This is a genomic window from Corynebacterium sp. UMB10119B (assembly GCF_030228125.1).
In the GTDB taxonomy this organism is placed as follows: Bacteria; Actinomycetota; Actinomycetes; order Mycobacteriales; family Mycobacteriaceae; genus Corynebacterium; species Corynebacterium pseudogenitalium.
This window is the reverse complement of the sequence record NZ_JASPBG010000019.1, coordinates 1-19,287: the sequence shown is the minus strand read 5'-3', so window position 1 is coordinate 19,287 and position 19,287 is coordinate 1. Positions and strand designations below refer to the sequence as shown.

The 19,287-nt window shown below is 62.6% G+C and carries 17 protein-coding genes; 9 read left to right on the top strand and 8 right to left on the bottom strand.

All coding sequences use genetic code 11. The features are described from left to right. Nucleotides 1-130 precede the first annotated feature (130 nt). The gene (locus QP802_RS10530) at nt 131-1,483 is read right to left on the bottom strand and encodes a sodium/glutamate symporter (protein WP_070479579.1); all 1,353 of its coding nucleotides are present in this window, start codon (nt 1,481-1,483) and stop codon (nt 131-133) included. Between the two features lie 79 nt (nt 1,484-1,562). Between QP802_RS10530 and QP802_RS10525 the strand changes: the two genes are divergently transcribed. Next, nucleotides 1,563-2,663, top strand: coding sequence for a ferredoxin reductase domain-containing protein (locus tag QP802_RS10525; protein WP_284818743.1), 1,101 nt, complete (start codon nt 1,563-1,565; stop codon nt 2,661-2,663). On the opposite strand, the gene QP802_RS10520 is transcribed toward QP802_RS10525, so the two are convergent. Further along, the gene (locus QP802_RS10520) at nt 2,620-3,462 is read right to left on the bottom strand and encodes a carbon-nitrogen hydrolase family protein (protein WP_284818741.1); all 843 of its coding nucleotides are present in this window, start codon (nt 3,460-3,462) and stop codon (nt 2,620-2,622) included. The genes QP802_RS10525 and QP802_RS10520 overlap by 44 nt on opposite strands. Before the next feature lie 89 nt (nt 3,463-3,551). Between QP802_RS10520 and QP802_RS10515 the strand changes: the two genes are divergently transcribed. The 4 genes from QP802_RS10515 to QP802_RS10500 all read left to right on the top strand — a co-directional run bounded on the left by QP802_RS10515 (nt 3,552) and on the right by QP802_RS10500 (nt 7,428). Further along, a complete protein-coding gene (locus QP802_RS10515) occupies nt 3,552-3,797 on the top strand; it encodes a hypothetical protein (RefSeq protein WP_070479585.1) in 246 nt (81 codons plus the stop codon). Then, nucleotides 3,790-4,974, top strand: a complete 1,185-nt coding sequence (locus QP802_RS10510; RefSeq protein WP_284818738.1) for an alpha/beta hydrolase — start codon at nt 3,790-3,792, stop codon at nt 4,972-4,974. Before QP802_RS10515 ends, QP802_RS10510 begins: the two co-directional genes overlap by 8 nt. Nucleotides 4,975-5,021: 47 nt before the next feature. After that, nucleotides 5,022-6,785, top strand: coding sequence for a pyruvate dehydrogenase (locus QP802_RS10505; protein WP_284818736.1), 1,764 nt, complete (start codon nt 5,022-5,024; stop codon nt 6,783-6,785). A gap of 466 nt (nt 6,786-7,251) precedes the next feature. Next, on the top strand, nt 7,252-7,428 hold the full coding sequence (locus QP802_RS10500) for a hypothetical protein (protein ID WP_176754807.1): 177 nt from the start codon (nt 7,252-7,254) through the stop codon (nt 7,426-7,428). 54 nt (nt 7,429-7,482) lie between these two features. On the opposite strand, the gene QP802_RS10495 is transcribed toward QP802_RS10500, so the two are convergent. The 6 genes from QP802_RS10495 to dnaK form a co-directional block, all read right to left on the bottom strand. After that, complete coding sequence (locus QP802_RS10495; protein ID WP_084028531.1) at nt 7,483-8,403, bottom strand: nucleotidyl transferase AbiEii/AbiGii toxin family protein; 921 nt, start codon at nt 8,401-8,403, stop codon at nt 7,483-7,485. Next, a complete protein-coding gene (locus QP802_RS10490) occupies nt 8,400-9,347 on the bottom strand; it encodes a type IV toxin-antitoxin system AbiEi family antitoxin domain-containing protein (protein WP_070477003.1) in 948 nt (315 codons plus the stop codon). The genes QP802_RS10495 and QP802_RS10490 overlap by 4 nt, the downstream gene beginning before the upstream one ends. 685 nt (nt 9,348-10,032) lie before the next feature. Then, entirely contained in the window at nt 10,033-10,431 is a 399-nt protein-coding gene (locus QP802_RS10485) for a heat shock protein transcriptional repressor HspR (protein WP_284818731.1), read from the bottom strand. 2 nt (nt 10,432-10,433) lie between these two features. Then, nucleotides 10,434-11,639 (bottom strand): molecular chaperone DnaJ, encoded by a 1,206-nt coding sequence (gene dnaJ / locus QP802_RS10480; RefSeq protein WP_256005612.1) that lies wholly within the window; start codon nt 11,637-11,639, stop codon nt 10,434-10,436. A gap of 103 nt (nt 11,640-11,742) precedes the next feature. Continuing rightward, nucleotides 11,743-12,324: a nucleotide exchange factor GrpE gene (gene grpE, locus QP802_RS10475; RefSeq protein ID WP_256008354.1), complete on the bottom strand. Its 582-nt coding sequence runs from the start codon at nt 12,322-12,324 to the stop codon at nt 11,743-11,745. A 30-nt stretch (nt 12,325-12,354) separates the two neighbouring features. Then, nucleotides 12,355-14,184 (bottom strand): molecular chaperone DnaK, encoded by a 1,830-nt coding sequence (gene dnaK / locus QP802_RS10470; RefSeq protein WP_070479595.1) that lies wholly within the window; start codon nt 14,182-14,184, stop codon nt 12,355-12,357. Nucleotides 14,185-14,425: 241 nt separating this feature from the next. On the opposite strand from dnaK, the gene QP802_RS10465 reads away from it, so the two are divergent. From QP802_RS10465 to QP802_RS10450, 4 genes are all read left to right on the top strand, one after another. Then, complete coding sequence (locus QP802_RS10465; RefSeq protein WP_070479596.1) at nt 14,426-15,688, top strand: AI-2E family transporter; 1,263 nt, start codon at nt 14,426-14,428, stop codon at nt 15,686-15,688. Nucleotides 15,689-15,746: 58 nt separating this feature from the next. Further along, entirely contained in the window at nt 15,747-17,102 is a 1,356-nt protein-coding gene (locus QP802_RS10460) for an FAD-dependent oxidoreductase (RefSeq protein WP_305085371.1), read from the top strand. A 10-nt stretch (nt 17,103-17,112) separates the two neighbouring features. Then, nucleotides 17,113-17,823 carry a chymotrypsin family serine protease gene (locus QP802_RS10455; protein WP_284818727.1) on the top strand — a complete coding sequence of 237 codons (711 nt, stop codon included), beginning with the start codon at nt 17,113-17,115 and terminating at the stop codon, nt 17,821-17,823. Nucleotides 17,824-17,953: 130 nt separating this feature from the next. After that, nucleotides 17,954-19,177, top strand: coding sequence for a Na/Pi symporter (locus tag QP802_RS10450; RefSeq protein ID WP_240492779.1), 1,224 nt, complete (start codon nt 17,954-17,956; stop codon nt 19,175-19,177). The last annotated feature ends 110 nt before the right edge of the window (nt 19,178-19,287 follow it).

The following is a 19,287-nucleotide window of genomic DNA, read 5'->3' as shown; positions in this document are numbered from 1 at the left end:
CGGACGGTGTCGGGGAACTTTGCGGGCATCGGAATACCTTCCAGCCCTCAACACTCCAACGAAATGTCCGCGCTCCCCCAAAAAGCGGATTACTACATTCCTGTTACTACCATCTAGGAAAATGCCGGCCCTATTCCTGGGCAGCCACGGCCCCTGAGCCGTGTTTCTTGGCGGGCACCCACTTCAGCGCGAACGCCACGACCACCACCGCAACGGCGATCAGGAACGACACCCAGCCGAACGCGGTGGTGAACCCGGCGATGATGGCGATTGGGGCGAGGATGGTCATACCGATCTCGAATGGGGCGAAGCCGACGTAGGCCACACCGTATTCGTTGAGAGTGCCGGACTTCAGTTTGGGGTCGACCATCTTGAGCAGGGCGATACCGGTGGCGACGGCGGCGGTTGCCCAGCCCCAGCCGAAGATGCCGCGCTCGAGCCAGTTTTCGCCGAAGAAGAGCGGGCCGGCCCAGGCCATCCATACGACGCAGAAGACGGTGCCGAGCACGAACATGATGAGCAGGGCCTGCCAGTACCCGGCGAGTGCTGCGGGGACGATGGAGGCGATGCCGAAGGCGATCATGAAGTCGGTGGCGGCGCCGGAGACGGTGGAGATGGTTTCGCGATCGAGGTAGTTGGGTCGCTTGAAGGCGACGAGCAGGCCGCGGCCGATGAGTCCGATGACGAAGGCCATGGCGAACAGTGGGATGGAGACGTTGCTCCACATGCTCTTGATCCAGGTGTTGACGGTGTAGGCGATCAGCACGGTGATGAGGATGAATCCGGCGTGGAGTGCCAGCGGTTCGATGGAGGATGGGTTTGTGGTTGCGCGTCCGATGGAGGGGCGCTCGGACTCGGCGGCGATGTAGCCGGTGCGCAGGTCTTCGGGGAGGGTGCCACGGAGTTCGGTTGCCTTGCCTTTCCGGATACCCCAGTTTGCAACGATGACGCCACCAACGATAGCGACGAGGGTTCCCACGGTGGCGGAGGTGAATCCGATGGAAGACGCTTCGGCGATGCCGATGTCCTCAAGTGCAGAGCCGACGGCGGCGGCGGTGCCGAAGCCGCCGACGAAGCCGACCGGGAGCATCATGCCGAACCATGGTTCGGTGCCGAAGAATGGCGCGAAGAAGTACAGCCCCAGGAGGATGAAGATGCCCCACTGGCCCATGAACATGGCCGTCGAGTAGCCCCACATGTTGCGGGCGCCTGAGGCGACGGAGCCGCCGAGGTTCATGGAGTAGGCCATGGAGGCGAACACGACGGCGATGAGCAGCGTTGTGTAGGTGCCGACTTGGTCGGACCAGTGAATGACGCCGAGGACCTCTTGCCCGAGGATGAGCCCGAGCAGCCCGGCGGTGATCGGTGCCGGCAGGAGCAGCGCCTGTAACACTTTCAGTCGGTTTCGGAGCACGTTTCCGATGATGAGCAGGATGGAGATCCATCCGATATCCGTCAGAAGTGTGTACGGCGTGTAGTCCACTGCGGCACCTTTCTCTCTAATTGTTTCCCTGCTCACACTAGTCCACCTCACCGAGGCTGAGAAACAGTACCCTGGCCCTATGAGAAAGTTTGCCCCCGTCGCGGATGGCCCGAATGCGGCCGCATTGCAAGTGCTCGCGGAGCAGGATTCCGAGGTGCGCGCCACGCTGTTTGCGCGGATTGTGGAGCAGTATCCGCAGGCAGCGATGGTCTTTCCGGAAGGTGCTACGGAGGTGCCCCAAGTACTTGTCGACGCCACTTCGTTCACCCTCGCGTCCACCCAGGAGTCCGAGTCGGCGGGGGCAGCAATCCCTGAAGCAACCCTTATCCCGCTGCGCGAGTGGGCGTTGGATCTGCGGCGCACTGGGTTTCCGGCGTCGGAGTTTCCGGCGGTGGCGGAGATCGTTGGTGGGGTTGTGGGCGTCGATACGCAGGTGTTGGTGCGGGCGGCCCGCGAGATGGAGCGGGTGTCGCGGGAGGCTGACGAGGCCGGGATGGCCGCGGCGTCGGTGGCGCAGGTGACGCAGGTTGCGCAGGACGGGTCGGCGTGGGTCGTGCGGGCGGAGGCTTCCGCGGCGGTGGGCTATGCGGCGGGGCAGGCGCTGCCGGTGATGCGAGCGGGCAACCAGGGCGTGTGGTGGGCGTTGGCCCCGGCGGTGCCGCCGAACCGGTTCGGGCAACTGGAGTTCCACCTCGACGGGCCGGATGTGGAGGTCGGCGACTACCTGACGTTGGGGGCCGCGCGAGGACCGGCGGTGCGGGCGAACCGGCCAAAGATGCTGCTCGTGGCCGTGGGCACGGGCTGGGCGGCTGCGAAGTCGGTGGTGTTCGGGCTCATCGAGGAGCGCATCCGCTCCGAGGTGCACCTGGTGCTGTGCGGGGACGACGTGGACGATCTTTACGACACCCGCACCATCAACTCGCTCGCAGATTCGCAGCCGTGGCTGCAGGTCACGCGCGTCGCGCCGACCCCGGGCGAGTTTGGGGAGAGTTCCGCGAAGGCCATTTGGGTGCCGGGGCCGGCGTTCGTGTCGGCGCCGGGCACGTGGTGGGACCACCAGATCGTGCTGTGTGGCAAGGGCGCCGAGGTTGCGGAGTACCGCGAGGCCCTCGAGGCCGCTGGCGCTAGCGGGATCCTTACATGCGCGACTGACGCAGTGGTCCAGTTTCCGACAGTCTAATAAGAGGTACGTCCTCCTGCACGGCCGCGACCTGCGCGATGTCGATGTCGGCGTCGAGGAGCTCGGGGCCGTAGCCGGCCTCCACAATCCGGTGCCCGTCCGGCGCCACAACAGTGGAGAACCCGATGCCGGTCGGGCCGGACTTCTCGCCGGCCTCGGCCTCGTGGTTCGGGCGGGACTGCCCGGCCGCCGCGATGAACGCGCCGGAGTCGAGGGCGCGGGCGCGCGTCAATAAGCGCCACTCCTCGAGCTTGCCTGGGCCGTCCGCCCAGCTCGTCGGCACCACGATGACGTGCGCGCCCATCGCCGCCAGCTCCTTGAACTGCTCCGGGAAGCGGATGTCGAAGCAGGTGGCCACGCCGATGGTGGCGTCGCCGTGCCGGAACGTGAGCAGGGTGTCGCCGGCTTTGACGGTGCGGGACTCGTGGTAGCTGTGGGCGTCGTAAAGGTGCACCTTGTCATAGGTGAGGATGCGTGGGGTGTCGCTGTGGCCGTCGAGGACGAGGGTGGTGTTGTAGACGCGGTTGATGCTGCCGACGGTGTCCGCCGGGCGGAACGAGCCCGCAACGATGGTCACGCCCAGCTCCTTGGCCAGCGAAAACAGCCCCTGCGTAAACGGCCCGTCGGTGTCCTCAGCCTGGTAGTCGAGGCGACCCGCCCCGAACGCGTGCGAGGCGGCTTCCGGCAGAACGATGAGCGTCGCGCCCCGGCGCGCGGCCTCCCTGACCTGGGGTTCTATGCACGAAAGGTTGCGCATTTTATCAGGTCCGCTGGTGAATTGTGCCAATGCGATACGCATGTGGATAACTTTAGCGAATCTGAAATTTTATCCACAGGGTTTCAGGGTTTTTCCTTGCCCTGCTTCGGCGGGTTTTCGAGGATGGGTGCATGCATCTCTCAACGACTATCCCGTCCCTCGCCCGCTCCCACCGCGTCGCCCGCACGTCGCTCCCCCGCGCTGAGCTACGCGACAGCGCCAGCGCGGCCGCGTTGCGCTCGCTGGAGGATCGCGCCCAATCACTTTTCGACGCCTCCACCACCGCCCTCAACACGCACTTAGAATCGATCGCCTCATTTGCGGACGACTGCATCCACTGCGACACCCGACTTGCGGAGGCGTTGCGCCATGTCTGATGCGTACCGCCCTGCTCTAGACGCCGGGCAGCTGATGGTCGCCGCGGGCGTGTTGGAGGGTGCCGTCGCCGAGTTCCGCGCACGTTCCCAGGCGTGCCATGTAGCTCGGTCCGATCTGGTGGGGGTCGGTTTTGGCGGGTCCGCACCTACCGCGGCTCTGCAGCGCCTCCAGCGTGTCGACGCCACCTTCGCCCACCCCGCCGACGACCTCACCCAGGCAGCCAAGGTGTTGCGTCGCTACGCCACCTGGCAGGCGCGCCTCGACGCGATGGCGCGCTCCCTGCGCGGCAGCCCCGTCTACGCGCTGGCCGTGCAGGTGCTGAACGGGGTTTCGCGGACCTTCGACACGTTGTGCGCCGCCGAGCTCGAGGCCCTGTGCAAGGCGCACGAGCGGGAGCTGGAGGCGGCGCGCGGACACGTGCCGCTCATCGCGCGCCACGGCGTAGACCTTGGTCAGGTACACCGGACAAACCTGGCCGCGCTCGACCCGGCACGCCGCGAGCTCGTTGAGTCCGCGGGCGCGACCATACTCGAAGCCGGGCCCGTGTCGGCGACGCTGGCGGTCGGTGACGTCGTGGACCCGGCGCGTGTGATCACGATGGTCGCCGGCGTGTCCACCGGCCAGCCCGAGGGTTTGGGCGGTGAGCTTGCCCGTGCGCAGTTCCTCGCCGAGCGCACCGGCGCCACAGTGATCCTCTGGCAGGGCTACGACCCGCCACCCAACGTGGTCAACGGGCTGGACCCCGGCCCGGCGCGCCGCGGCGCCGACGACCTCTCCGCCTTCCAACTCGCGCTCACCGACCGCTTCCCCAATGCCCACCGGGTGGTCCTCGCCCACAGTTATGGCACACGAGTAGCCACCGAGGCCGCCGTCCACCACGGCCTGCTTACCGACCAGCTCTGGCTCGTCGGCAGCGCCGGCGTCGCCGGTAGCCACGTGAGCGACCTACAGCTCGCAGGGCCAGATTCCCGCGTGGTCGCCGTGGATTCTCCCGACGATCCGATCCTGTGGACCAGGTCCGGTCCGCAGGCGGTGCTGGGGGCGTCGCCAACTGATCCCGCCTACGGCGCGCGCGTCCTACCTGGGGTGACGGGCGGTCATAGCGCCTACTTCACAGACGAGGCCTTTGTGTCAGATCTCACACAATCTTTCGAGTTCCAGGAGGAACAAAGGTAACATGATAAGCGGTTAATTTATTCTTCAAATAAAAGGAGATTTTAGGAATGGCTCAGAACTTCGCCTCGGCATTCGTTGCCAAGCTGAAGGAGCTCGGCGTCAAGCGCATCTACGGCCTCGTCGGTGACTCCCTCAACCCGCTTTCCGACGCCGTCCGCACCCAAGGCATCGAATGGGTCCACGTGCGCAACGAGGAAGCCGCCGCATTCGCCGCTGGCTCCGACGCACTCGCAACCGACGAACTCGCAGTGTGCGGCGCATCCTGCGGCCCAGGCAACACTCACTTCGTCCAAGGACTCTTCGAGGCGCACCGCAACGGCGCAAAGGTCCTCGCGATCGCCTCGCACATCCCCTCCTTCCACATCGGTTCGTCCTTCTTCCAGGAAACCCACCCCGAAATGCTCTTCAACGAGTGCTCCTCCTACTGCGAGATGGCAAACTCCGCCGACCAGGGCATGCGCGTCGTACACAACGCCATCCAGAACACCATGTCGGGCAACGGCGTATCGGTCGTCGTCGTCCCAGGTGACGTCTTCGCACAGGAAGTCACCGCCGACGCCCCAACCCTGTCCGGCAACTACGCTACCGGCGGCAACAAGCGCGTCTACCCAGACCCAGCCGAAGCCGCCCGCCTGGTCGAAGCCATCAACGAGGCAGACACCGTCACCCTCTTCTGCGGCTACGGCGCCAAGGACGCCCGCGACGAAATCTTCGCACTCGCCGAAAAGATCAAGGCACCAGTCGGCCACTCCTTCCGCGGCAAGATGTACATCGAGTACGACAACCCATACGACGTCGGCATGTCCGGCCTCCTCGGCTACGGCGCCTGCCACGAAGCCTCCGACAAGGCAGACCTCTTCATCATGGTCGGCACCGACTTCCCATACACCGACTGGCTGCCCAGCAAGAACGTCGCCCAGATCGACATCGACGGCGCCCACATCGGCCGCCGCACCAAGGTGCACTACCCCGTCATCGGCGACGTCAAGAGCGTCATCGAGAACATCCTCCCGCACATCGAGGAGAAGAAGGACCGCTCCTTCCTGGACGCAATGCTGAAGCGTCACGCTGAGCTGCTGGAGTCGGTCGTCGGCAAGTACACGACGGAAGCCCGCGAAGCCCGCACCCCAATCCACCCAGAGCTCGCCGCCTCCGTCCTCGACGAACTCGCCGACGAAGACGCCTACTTCACCGTCGACACCGGCATGTGCAACGTGTGGTCCTCCCGCTACCTCACCCCCAACGGCAAGCGCGACGAATCCGCATCCTTCCTGCACGGCACCATGGCCAACGCCCTCCCGCAGGCCATCGGCGTCCAAGCCGCATTCCCCGACCGCCAGGTCATCTCCTGGTCCGGCGACGGCGGCCTCGGCATGCTGCTCGGCGAACTGCTCACCGTCAAGCTGCACAACCTGCCAGTGAAGACCATCGTGTTCAATAACTCCTCACTCGGCATGGTCAAACTCGAAATGCTCGTCCAAGGCTTCCCCGAGCACGAAACCGACCACGACGGCGTCAACTACGCCAACATCGCCGAAGGCGTCGGCATCAAGTCCTTCCGCATCGAAGACCCCGCCGACCTGCGCCCGAAGCTCAAGGAGGCCCTCGCCTACGACGGCCCCGTCCTCGTCGACATCGTCACCGACCCGGACGCCCTGTCCATGCCACCAAACATCACCTGGGACATGATGAAGGGCTTCACCGCCGCCGCAACCAAGACCGTCCTCGACGGTGGCGTCGGCCGCATGATCGACCTGGCACGCTCCAACCTCCGCCACATCGGCGGCGCAGCGTCGATCACGTTCAAGTAATGATGCGCTAGGTTTTGCGGCTTTGTGGCCTCGGGCTTTTGTCCGGGGCCACTTTGCGTTTTGGGGGTTGCCGGCCTCGCCCGCGTCGACCAGCACTTGCGTTTCCCCAGGTCGCGTCGTCTGTCCACGAAGCAAGTTCCCACGACCACTGCTTCTTCACACCAGATTCCGGGTTTTCAGCGAGCGGATTTACAAAAACCCAGGTCGGACAAACCCGATGTAGGAATTTGGTGCGCACCCTCCCCTGCCTGGCGCCCTCAAACCACTCAAAGCGTGGGATTCAAAGCGTGCGATGCAGGTCGCGCTCTCTCACTCAACCGGGCCGATTTCCGGCGACCAGCATCGCACTCCTTAAACACCTCGACACGAGCACTGCAAGCAAAATCCCGCAGCCCGACCGAACTCCAACGCCACTCGGCCACGAGGTGCACAAGCACTTACACCGCATAGTCGTAGATCTCGCCGAATGCAGAAGCCCGATGAGATTTATCAAAGCGGGACCAACCCAATCGTGGGATTCGGCTCCAAATACAAAACCATGCTCGGCCTTCTCGGTAACGTGGTAAAACTCGAGCGGGCAATCATCTGCGAACACCAGGCCAATGGGATCGCGAAAGCCAGCTCCCCGACGGCGAACAGGTGACTCAGGCGCGCGAGTGGGGTAAGTGAGAGGTCTGCACCAGCGACCTATATGTTGTCAGGATTCCCATGTCTGCTTCTGCGGATTCCATACCCCGGCCACGATTGACGCACTAAGAAGCGGGTTTAAGCACCCTCCGACGACGCCAAGTGCGGTTGCAAGATCGTGATACTCCGCAGGGAAATCAGCTGCTTGCCGCGCCTGCTTCGGATAGGCCTGGGACCACTGCGGACCAGGACTAATCATCTCCTTTGGAAGATCAAGACCGCGGTGGGTGGCTTCCTTTGTCATGAGTGTTTGCAAGAGCTTCGCATCGATGGATTGGCTGGTCACAATCCGGACCAAGTCGATGAGATCGTGGTACCGCGTTGATGGTTCTGCCCCGTGCAATTCGTAGCAGGCGCATAGTTTGTCGGCAGCAACGTTTTCAACCGGAACCATTCGGATAACTGCACCGGATGGAAGCCCCTCGTACTCAATGACCGGATTGATCGTCACAGAGTCAATCGGGGCGTCGAGATGCTGCTGCGTAGATATATCCACGCTGAAGGATACGACCTGCTGCGCCCCGATCCTGAGAATGACTTTGAATGATCCTCTGGTCCGGTCCATCGGGTCCTGATTATCCCTTGCCGGCTCTTGTAACTCGAAAGTGAAATCGGGATCTGTCGGGCCAGGCTCATCAACTAGCACCTGCAGCTCTCGGAGCGCTTCTGCAGGAGGGACTTGCTCCCGGCGCGCTAAGTCGATGTCGCGACTGCGTCGACCAGACCCGATCCGTAAGAGAAGGCTCGTCCCTCCTTTGAGGACCCACACACAGTCATCATGAGCAAATAATCGGGTCAGGAACATATCGAAAGCGAACTGGTGTTGGATATTCTCCACTGTCACTGACTGTCGGCGGGCTTCGTTACGAAGCTTCGCCAAGAGTTGCGTCCGCTTGCGAACAATACGGCTGACTGGTGATACCGCACTCATGATTCACCACCATCAGCAGAGTCTGACGCAGGGTGATGTTTCTTAAACAAAGCATTCACTGGAGCCTGGATCGCTTCCAACGTGGCGTGATCTAGTTTCCAGTCTTTCGAACGGAGGGTTTGCTGCGACGCGCCCTGCATCAACGTCGCTTCCTGCCCAGGGGTCGTATGCTTTCTCGATAACAACTCATCCGACAGTTGGCGCATCAGTGCTGACGCTACTGCTTCTCCAACGTCCTCCATCATGTTGGCCCAACCATCAGGGGTCGATTTCCTACTGTAGGCCCTAGCTTCTGTTGCGCTGTCATGCTCAGGGAAGCGTCGCAAAGATTCCGCCACCATCTCATCGCCCGAGCTACTGCCGTAGGAACCAGCATAGGGATCAACTACCCGCGCAACCTCCGAGGGGCTAAGACGCCGTTCGTGAATTCCGTCCGCAATTACGTGGTAAAGCTGGTCCCCATCAAGGCGATCTTTCGCCAGGTCGCGGATCGTACGCGCCACGGTCGTCACTGGAAGGCCACGAACTATCATCCAGTCCTCATCCTGAAGATCAGCAGTGCGATGAGACATGTCAGTCGCGGATGATTGCTTCCGTTTCGAGGACGTAAAAGTATGCGTTGCCGGGGTGATATCACCCAATTCAAGCACGCTGGCAGCCGAGACATGGGAGACAACGATCGGGTTTTCTGCATGGAGACGTTCCTCAGCGAGAATCCCCGGCCTGGTCGACAACCATGCCGCCCGGATCTCCGTCAGTGAATCTTCCGCCACACTAGAAAGGATGTACACACCTCGACGGATACGACGTATGTAATCCCCCTGCGCCAATCGTGTCATCGTCGTGGTATCAATCCCCTCCCTTGCCGCTTGGGCAGAGGTAACCAATCCATGTTGCAGATAGGAATACGCTGCCAAGATAGTCTGAGCTTCAGAAAGCTTCATGTAGCAAACATATCAAATACAACACTAGGAAGCTATGTTTACTACAGTAAAGATGTAGCAAACATAACATTTACGGACATTCAGCGATATGAAGACCAGACCCTCTCCATCCCAGGCTTGCGCTACACATTCATCAGATCAAGCACTTCAACAACCCCTCAGTGTCCTCACTTCTTGAGCACGACGCCCCCACGAGGCGACCCGCCTATCCACGACTCAACTGGGACTGCCAATCAATCAGCATCCTTGAAATAGTTCCCGCGCCCGGGAACCATTTGGCGTTTCAGGCCTGTTCCCGTCGACCAGCACTTGCGTTTCCCCAGGTCGCGTCATCTGTCTACGAAGAAAGTTCCCACGACCACTGCTTCTTCGCACCAGATTCCGGGTTTTCAGCGAGCGGATTTACAAAAACCCGGGTCGGACAAACCCGATGTAGGAATTTGGTGCGCATCCACCCCTGCCTGTCACCCTCAAACCACTCAAAGCGTGGGCTTTAAAGCGTGCGATGCAGGTCGCGCTTTCTCACCCAACCGGGCCGATTTTCGACGACCAGCATCGCACTCCTTAAACACCTCGACACGAGCGCAGCGAGGGCAAAACACAGCACGCACCAGCTCCCAAGAACCCCCAAACAAAAGAAAACAGCCCCCGCCAAGCATCAAAGCGAAGCAGAGGCTTTCCACTATTACCGCGCCTGGCGACGCGACCTGGCGGAGGATGGCTCCCACGTCACCAGCGCGGTTGAGCGTGGGACGTGAACGAGCTCCCCGCCGCGCGGGCGTGATTCCAGGCGTTGTCGCAGTTGCGCGTTTTCTTCGCGTTTGGCCGCCAGTTCCTCTTGGAGCTCGTCGATGTGTTCGGTGAGCTCGATGATGGTTTTGATGCCGGCGAGGTTGACGCCGTCTTCCTGGGAGAGTTGTTGGATCCGGCGCAGCATGGAGATGTCGCGTCGGGAGTAGCGGCGTCCGCCGCCGCTGGTCCGCATCGGTGTGACCAGGCCGATGCGGTCGTAGGTGCGCAGGGTTTGGGCGTGCATGCCGGTGAGTTCGGCGGCGACGGAGATGACGTAGTACTCCTCAGCCATGGTTATGCGCCTCCTGCCCACCCGGCGCGCGGGTCGAAGCCTGAGTCGCGTTCGGCTTGTTGGTAAGCGCGCAGTGCGCTGGTGGCGGCTGCGTCCAAGTCCTTGGGCACTGCGACTTCGACGGTGACCAGCAGGTCGCCGGCGTTGCCGGATTTGCGTGGCACGCCGCGCGCCTTGACTCGCAGGGTGCGCCCGTTGGGGGTGCCTGCGGGAACCTTCACGCGGACGTGTTTGTCCAGGGTGGGCACGGTGATGGTGCCGCCGAGGGCGAGTTCGCTGAAGGAGACGGGGACGGTGACTTCGAGGTCGTCGCCGGTGCGGGTGAACACTTTGTCGGGGCGGACGTGGACGGTGACGAAGAGGTCGCCGGCTGGTTTGCCGTTGGGGCCTGCTTCGCCTTGTCCTGCGAGGCGCACTTTTTGGCCGTCGACGACGCCGGCGGGGATGCGCACCGTGATGGTGCGGGAGCGCCGGACGGTGCCGGTGCCGTGGCACGTGGTGCACGGGTCCGTGATTACGTCGCCGGTGCCACCGCAGTTGGTGCAGGGGCGGGCCATGCCGAATGCGCCGGAGTTTTCGCGGACGTAGCCGGAGCCGTGGCACTGTTCGCACTGGGTGACGTGGCCGGATTTGGATCCGGAGCCGTGGCATGTGGTGCATGGGGCGTCGCCGGTGAGTTCGACGGGGAAGGTGGTGCCTTTGGCGGCTTCGCGGAAGTCGAGCGTTATTTCCGTCTCGACGTCCGCCCCCCGCGACGGCCGAGCGTTCCTGCCAGCAGCGCCGCCGCGGTTAAAGAGGCCACCGAAGAGATCACCAAGGCCGCCTTCTCCAGCTTGTCCAGCACCCCCGGCTCCTCCGAAGATGTCGGAGAGGTCGGAGAAGTTGAAGTCGCTCTGCCCCGTTTGGCGAAACCCTCCCGGAAAGCCGGGACCTCCTGCCCCTCCGAATCGGCCGCCGAAGCCGCCGGAGCTCATCATCGCTTTGAACTGGTCGTATTCTTTGCGTTTTTCTTCGTCGCCGACGACGTCGTACGCTTCTGCCACCTTCTTAAACTTCTCCTCGGCGGCTTTGTTGCCGGGGTTGGAGTCGGGGTGGTTTTCGCGTGCGAGCTTGCGGTATGCCTTCTTAATGTCAGCTGTGGACGCGTCTTTGGAGACGCCGAGGTCGCCGTAGTAGTCCTTGTTGGCCCACTCTTGTTGCATAGCCATCTCGCACCCTCCTTTCTCGGATGAATTTTGTTATTTCAAGTACAAAACCGGGGCGTGAAGGCCGCTTTTCGCGCACCTCACGCCCCGGCCCTGGGTTTTGTTGTTACTCGTTGTCTTCAGCAGGCTCTTTCGCAGGGTCGGCGATGATGACCATTGCGTTTCGCACGAGTCGGTCGCCTACGCGGTAGCCCTTGCGCAGTACGGTGCCGATGACTTTGTCGTCGCCGGAGGACAGGTCTTGGACTGCCTCGTGGGTTTCGGGGTCAAAGGCGTCGCCTTCTGCGCCGAAGGCTTGGACGCGTTGCGCGGTGGCCACGCCACGGAGTTTGTCGGCGAAGGCTTTCAGTGGGCCTTCGTTTAAGTCTCCGTGTTGTTCGGCGAGGTCGAGGTCGTCGAGAAGCGGGAGCAGTTCGGTGGCGAAGGCTGCTTTCGCATGCTCGGCGATGGCTGCGCGTTCCCGCTCGGTGCGGCGCCGGTAGTTTGCGTACTCGGCGCTCACACGCTGCAGGTCTTCGGTCCGCTCAGCAAGCTGCTTTTCGACGTCATCCTGCTCGCCCTCGTCCGTTTCCGGTGCAGCGTCGGCGTCGACCTCAGCTTCGGGCTCGGCAGCTTCTGCTGCTACTGCCTCGGCTTCTTCGATCAGGTCTTCAACCTGCTCCGGTTCCGGAGTATTCGGGTTCGTCATGGTGACCTCCTTCTGCAGTGTTGCTGTTGTTTACTTGGTTTCGTCGGTGTCTTCGTCGACTACCTCGGCGTCGACGACGTTGTCGTCGGCTGCCTCGGCCTGGGTCGCGCCCTCGTTGGCCTGTGCCTCGTAGAGCACCTTGCCCAGCTCCTGCGACTCAGTGTTCAGCTTCTCGACGGCCGACTTCACCGCTTCAAGGTCATCTCCCTTGAGTGCTTCGTCGACGGCGTCGGCTGCCTCGGTGACGCGGGTCTTGAGGTCCTCCGGCAGCTTGTCGGCGTTGTCCTCCATGAACTTGCGCGTCTGGTAGGCGGCGGACTCTGCACCGTTGCGGGTTTCCTGCTCCTCGCGACGCTTCTTGTCCTCGTCGGCGTGTGCCTCGGCGTCCTTGATCATGCGGTCGATCTCCTCCTGGGACAGGCCGGAGCCGTCCTGGATCTTGATCGTGTTTTCCTTGCCGGTCGCCTTGTCCTTTGCGGAGACGGACACGATGCCGTTGGCGTCGATGTCGAAGGTGACCTCAATCTGCGGAACACCGCGCGGTGCCGGTGCGATGCCAGCCAGCTCGAAGGAGCCGAGCAGCTTGTTCGCGGAAGCCATCTCGCGCTCGCCCTGGAAGACCTGGATCTGCACGCTTGGCTGGTTGTCTTCAGCCGTGGTGAAGGTCTCGGAACGCTTCGTCGGGATGGTGGTGTTGCGCTCGATGAGCTTGGTCATCACGCCGCCCTTGGTCTCGATGCCGAGGGAGAGCGGGGTGACGTCGAGAAGCAGGACGTCCTTGACGTCGCCACGCAGGACACCTGCCTGCAGCGCCGCACCGAGTGCCACGACCTCGTCCGGGTTCACGGACTTGTTCGGCTCCTTGCCGCCGGTGAGCTCCTTGACCATGTCGGTCACGGCCGGCATACGAGTGGAACCACCGACCAGCACAACGTGGTCAATCTCGCCGACGGAGAGTCCAGCGTCCTTGATGACCTGGTTGAACGGCGCCTTGGTGCGGTCCAGCAGGTCAGAGGTGATCTTCTGGAACTCGGTGCGCGTCAGCGTCTCGTCGAGGAACAGTGGGTTCTTCTCGGCATCAACCGTGATGTATGGCAGGTTGATGGATGCCTGCTGGGAGGAAGACAGCTCGATCTTTGCCTTCTCAGCGGCCTCACGCAGGCGCTGCATCGCCATCTTGTCCTTGGACAGGTCGACGCCCTGTGCAGACTTGAACTTATCGACGAGCCACTCAACCACGCGGTTGTCCCAGTCGTCGCCACCGAGCTCGTTGTCACCCGCGGTTGCCAGGACCTCTACGACGCCGTCGCCGATCTCCAGCAGGGAGACGTCGAAGGTACCGCCACCAAGGTCGAAGACCAGGATGGTCTGCTCCTTGTCAGCCTTCTCCAGGCCGTATGCCAGTGCAGCTGCCGTCGGCTCGTTGACGATACGCAGGACGTTCAGACCTGCGATCTGGCCGGCTTCCTTCGTAGCCTGACGCTGTGCGTCCTCGAAGTAGGCAGGGACGGTAATGACGGCGTCGGTAACCTCCTCGCCGAGGTATGCCTCTGCGTCCCTCTTCAGCTTCTGCAGCGTACGTGCGGAAATCTCCTGCGGGGTGTACTTCTTGTCATCAATCTCGACCGTCCAGTCTTCGCCCATGTGACGCTTAACGGAGCGGATCGTGCGGTCAACGTTGGTCACCGCCTGGTTCTTTGCGGACTGGCCAACCAGCACCTCGCCGTTCTTCGCAAATGCGACGACGGACGGGGTGGTGCGCGAACCCTCAGCGTTTGCGATAACTACCGGCTCTCCACCTTCAAGGACAGAGACAACCGAGTTCGTCGTACCAAGGTCAATACCTACTGCGCGTCCCATTTCTACATTTCCTCCTGTGTTTATCGAAGTATTTTCTGAAGTTAATCCGAAGTTGAATCGCCTCGGCTCAACTTGACGGGAACCACTGTAGCAGAAGTTCCGCCAACCTTGAGCCTGTCACGCTCAATCCTTACAACATGCAATCCAGAAAGTTATTCCCACTCGACTCAACTTTTCCTAATCTTGCAGTCCAGGGGGTGTAAATAAGTTATGTCGGAGAGGTCTGGCACAATGTCTTGGTATGAACAACGAAGTTGAACCACAGGAGGAAACACAGCCCACCGCGGCCGACGCCGCGCAGGAGCTTTCCTCAGAAAATGTTGACCGCAGCACGGTCATCGCCTCCGACGGGCGCACCGCGGCAGCTTGGGCGGCGAGATTCATCATCATCGTCGCCGCCACCGCCATCCTGCTGTACCTGCTGAAGTACGTCTGGATGGGACTGCTGCCGATCTTCCTAGCGCTCATCGTGTGCACGGTGCTGTGGCCGCCAGTGGACTGGCTGCGCAAGAAGAAAGCGCCGCCTGCGCTCGCTGCGGCCGGCGTGCTCGTGGGGGCGTTCGCCATCATCGGCGGCATTTTCGCCGCGATGGCCCCGACCGTTCGCACCCAGGGCACCCAGCTCGTCGACCAGGCGCAGCAGGGTATTGACCAGATCACGCACTGGCTGCGCGACAACGTCGATAACGAGCTCATCGATCCAACCAAGGTTCAAGAGGTCATCGACCAGGTCACGAACGTCCTGCGAGGCCAGGCCTCCAACATCGCGTCTGGTGTGTTCTCAGGCCTCGGGGCGATCGCGTCCGTCGGCACCACCTTGGCGCTGACCCTGATCCTCACCTTCTTCTTCCTGAAGGACGGCTCAAAGTTCCTGCCGTGGCTCAAGGGTTACGTCGGCGTGCGCGCCGGTTGGCACCTCACCGAGGTCTGCATGCGTTCCTGGAACACGCTGTCCGGCTTCATCCGCACGCAGGCGGTCGTCTCGGCTGTCGACGCCATCTTCATCGGCCTCGGCCTGCTCCTACTCGGCGTGCCACTGTGGCCGGTCCTGGCAGTGATCACGTTCTTCGCGGGCTTCGTCCCCATCATCGGTGCGGTCACGGCGGGCGCGTTGGCGGTGATCATCGCGCTGGTCTCCAACGGCCTGACCAACGCCATCCTGGTGCTCGTGCTCATCATCGTGGTGCAGCAGCTGGAGAGCAACATCCTCCAGCCGATCCTGCAGTCCCAGGCAATGGGCCTGCACGCAGCGATCGTGCTGCTCTCCGTGGCGCTCGGCGGCACGCTGTTCGGCATCGTCGGCGCGTTCCTCGCGGTGCCGGTCGCCGCGGTCCTCGCTGTCTGGTTCCGCTACTGGGCAGAGATGGTCTCGCTCCGAACTGGCGAAGTCACCCCCGACGAGGTCCAAATGGCCACCCAACAGAGCCAGACGTTGGACTCCAAGGAGGCCTTCAACGCCGTGCGCGAACACATGGCGCAAATGGGCAGGCGCTCCAAGAACTAAGCATGTAGCGCTATATTGTTAAGATAACTAGCTTCAAAAACCGAAAGGACATATTTCTATGAGTCTGCGCGTCGCTGTCGTAGGTGCCGGACCAGCCGGTATTTACGCATCCGATCTGCTCATCCGCAATCAGGAGCACGAGATTCACGTTGACCTGTTTGAGCAGATGCCTGCGCCGTTCGGCCTCATCCGCTACGGTGTCGCCCCGGACCACCCGCGTATTAAGGGCATCGTGAAGTCGCTGCACAACGTGATGGATAAGCCGAACCTGCGTTTCCTGGGCAACATCACCGTCGGCCGCGACATCACCATTGATGAGCTGCGCGAGTACTACGACGCCATCATCATCTCCGCGGGCGCTGTCCGCGACCGCGAGTTCCTCGTCCCTGGCGGCGACAAGTCCATCGGCGCCGGCGAGTTCGTCGGCTTCTACGACGGCAACCCGCGCTTCGAGCGCTCCTGGAACCTGGAGGCACGCGAGGTCGCAGTGGTGGGCGTCGGCAATGTGGCGCTGGATATCTCCCGCATCCTTGCAAAGACCGGCGACGAGCTGCTGGTCACCGAGATCCCAGACAACGTCTACGAGTCCCTGAAGAACAACAAGGCCGAGGTCATCCACATGTTCGGCCGTCGCGGCCCGGCGCAGGCGAAGTTCACGCCGAAGGAGTTGCGCGAGCTCGACGAATCCGACACCATCCAGGTGCTCGTCGACCCAGAGGACATTGATTACGACGGCCCCTCCGAGGAGCTGCGCCGCGCCGACAAGTCCATCGACCTGAACTGCCAGGTCCTGGAGCAGTACGCGATGCGCGAGCCGGATGATGCCCCGCACAAGATCCGCATTCACTTCTTCGAGTCCCCAGTCGAGGTGCTCACCGAGGGCGACGACATCGTCGGCATCCGCACCGAGCGCACCGAGTTCGACGGCGAGGGCGGACTGCGAGGCACCGGCAAGTTCACCGACTGGCCAGTCCAGCAGGTCTACCACGCAATCGGCTACCGCTCCGAGCCTGTCGAGGGCGTCCCGTTCGACCTTGAGCGCCACGTCATCCCGAACGACGGCGGCCACGTCCTCGGCGAGGACGGCTTCGAGGACTCCCTCTACGTCACCGGCTGGATCAAGCGCGGCCCGGTCGGCCTGATCGGCAACACGAAGTCGGACGCGAAGGAAACGACCGACATGCTCATCGCCGACGCCGACGCCGGCAAGCTCACCGCCCCGGTCCACGAGGACCCGGACGCGATCCTCGGCCTGCTCGACGAGCGCAGCATCGACTACACCACCTGGGACGGCTGGTACCGCCTGGATGAAGCAGAGCGCAAACTCGGCGAGGAGTGCGCCACCCACAGCCGCGAGCGCAAGAAGATCGTCGAGTGGGACGAAATGGTCTCCTACGCCCACCACAAGCAGTAAGCTGCTGGCTATGCGCCAGTTTTTGAAGAAGATCGCCGTTGCATGCGTGGGCGTCGCCACCGCCGCTTCCCTGCTCGCCCCCGCTGCCGACGCGCGGCCGGTGGTGAACCAGGGCGACCGCGTCCGCCTCGGCATGGGGCTCGCCTACGGTATCTGCACCGTCGGCTACGTGGACCATGCGCGCAACCAGATCGCCATCGCGCGTCACTGCGTGAAGTTCCCGTTCCAGCAGGTGCTTGACGGCAGCGGCCGGCGCATCGGCACGGTGATCTCCTTCCCCGGCTGGCTCGTTTCCGCCGACGGCCCCAACGACTTCGCCTACGTCACCCTCTCCGGCGCTACCGCCGGCGCCAACCGGTTCTCCGGCAACGCGAAAGTCCACCCCAACGCGGTGCGCCCGGGCGAACGCGTCTGCTCCTACGGCGCCACCACGCGCCGCGAGTTCTGCGGGCACGTCACTGGGGTGCGCGGCAACATGGTGGCAACCTCCATCGCCGGGCCTCGCCACGGTGACTCCGGCGGCCCCATCTGGATCCCGGGCCGTGGCTTCGTCGCCGTCACCTCGGGCGGGGTATGGAAAGACAAGAAGTACTGGATGACCGGCTCCTACCCGGAGCTGTACTTCGGACCCGAACTGCTGTCTCCTGTTTCTATGGACCTTGACCAGCCCACGACGTCGTCAAACTCGATCCCGGGCTGGTACGCGCGGCAGCTGCGATAAGTTCGCCTAAAGTTTACTTTGGTGTTACCGACCGTGCACGTGCGCACATTATGGTGATACGTTGGCCCACACCTTGGGCCCTTTTTGGCGAGAGTTTTTTCAACGACAGGAAGCGCTTCATCATATGAGCATGGACACCGCGACAACGACGTTCACGCACCACCCCGACGGAGCAGACGCAGGTAAGAAAGACCCACTGGGTTTCCTGCCGTTCGGTGGCCCCTTCAAGACCTTCGTGGACTGGATGTCCGTCGTCGTCGCGGTGTGGCTGCTGCTCAACGCGGTGAGCATGATCGGCGCCGGCTTCCAGATGGCCGCGGGCGACCGCGCCGAGGAACTCTTCTCGTTTGCACAGAACCCGTTCGTGGGCCTGGGCATCGGTATCCTCGCCACGGCAATCATGCAGTCCTCCTCCACCACCACGTCGATTACTGTCGGCATGGTTGCGGGTGGCCTGCCCATCGAAATCGCCATCCCGATGCTCTTCGGCGCCAACCTGGGCACCACCGTCACCGCAACCCTCGTCGCGCTCGGTCTTTCGGGCAACAAGGAGCAGTTCCGCCGCGCCTTCGCGATGGCCACTGTGCACGACTTCTTCAACCTGATCGCCCTGGCCATCTTCATGCCGCTCGAGCTCGCCACCGGCTTCCTGCAAAAGACCTCGGGCGCGATCGCGCACTACACCAGCGGTGGTTCCGGCGGCATCCTCAACACGATCTTCAGCGGCATCGGCGACTTTGTCGACGCCATCACCGAACCACTCGTCTCCCTCGCCGAAACCGCCGTCAGCCCGCTGAGCCACGTGTGGGGCGGCATCATCCTCTCGATTGGCGGCATCGCCCTGATCATGGTGGTCATCGGGTTCATCGGCAACATGCTCGGCACGCTGCTGGTCGGCCGGGCGCAGGAGTTCCTGCACGCGGCACTCGGCAAGGGCACCCTCTCCGGTGTGCTTTCCGGCGCCGTCATCACCACGGCGGTACAGTCCTCCTCCACCACCACGTCGCTGACGGTGCCGCTGGCGGCGTCGGGCAAGTTCCACATGCGAGACCTGTTCCCGTTCGTGGTCGGCGCCAACATCGGTACCACGGTGACCGGGTTGATCGCGGCGTTTTCCGCGCCGCCCGAGGTTGCCGAGGTCGCCATGCAGACCGCCCTGGTACACACCCTCTTCAACACCTTCGCAGCGATCATCATCATGTCGGTGCCCTTCCTGCGCGCACTTCCTCCGAAGGGTGCCGAGTGGCTCGCCGGCCTCGCCGATAAGAACAAGGTGTACATCTTTATCTGGGTCGGCAGCGTGTTCTTCGCGCTGCCACTGCTGGCGATCTTCATCACCAACTTGGTGTCCTAGGGGCTGACAAAACCCAAACTGTAGTAACAGGAATGTAGTAATCCCCGAAATGGGGCTGCGGATGTTTTGTTGGAGTGCATCACGAGGGACTTTGTCTCGTAGTTATGCAC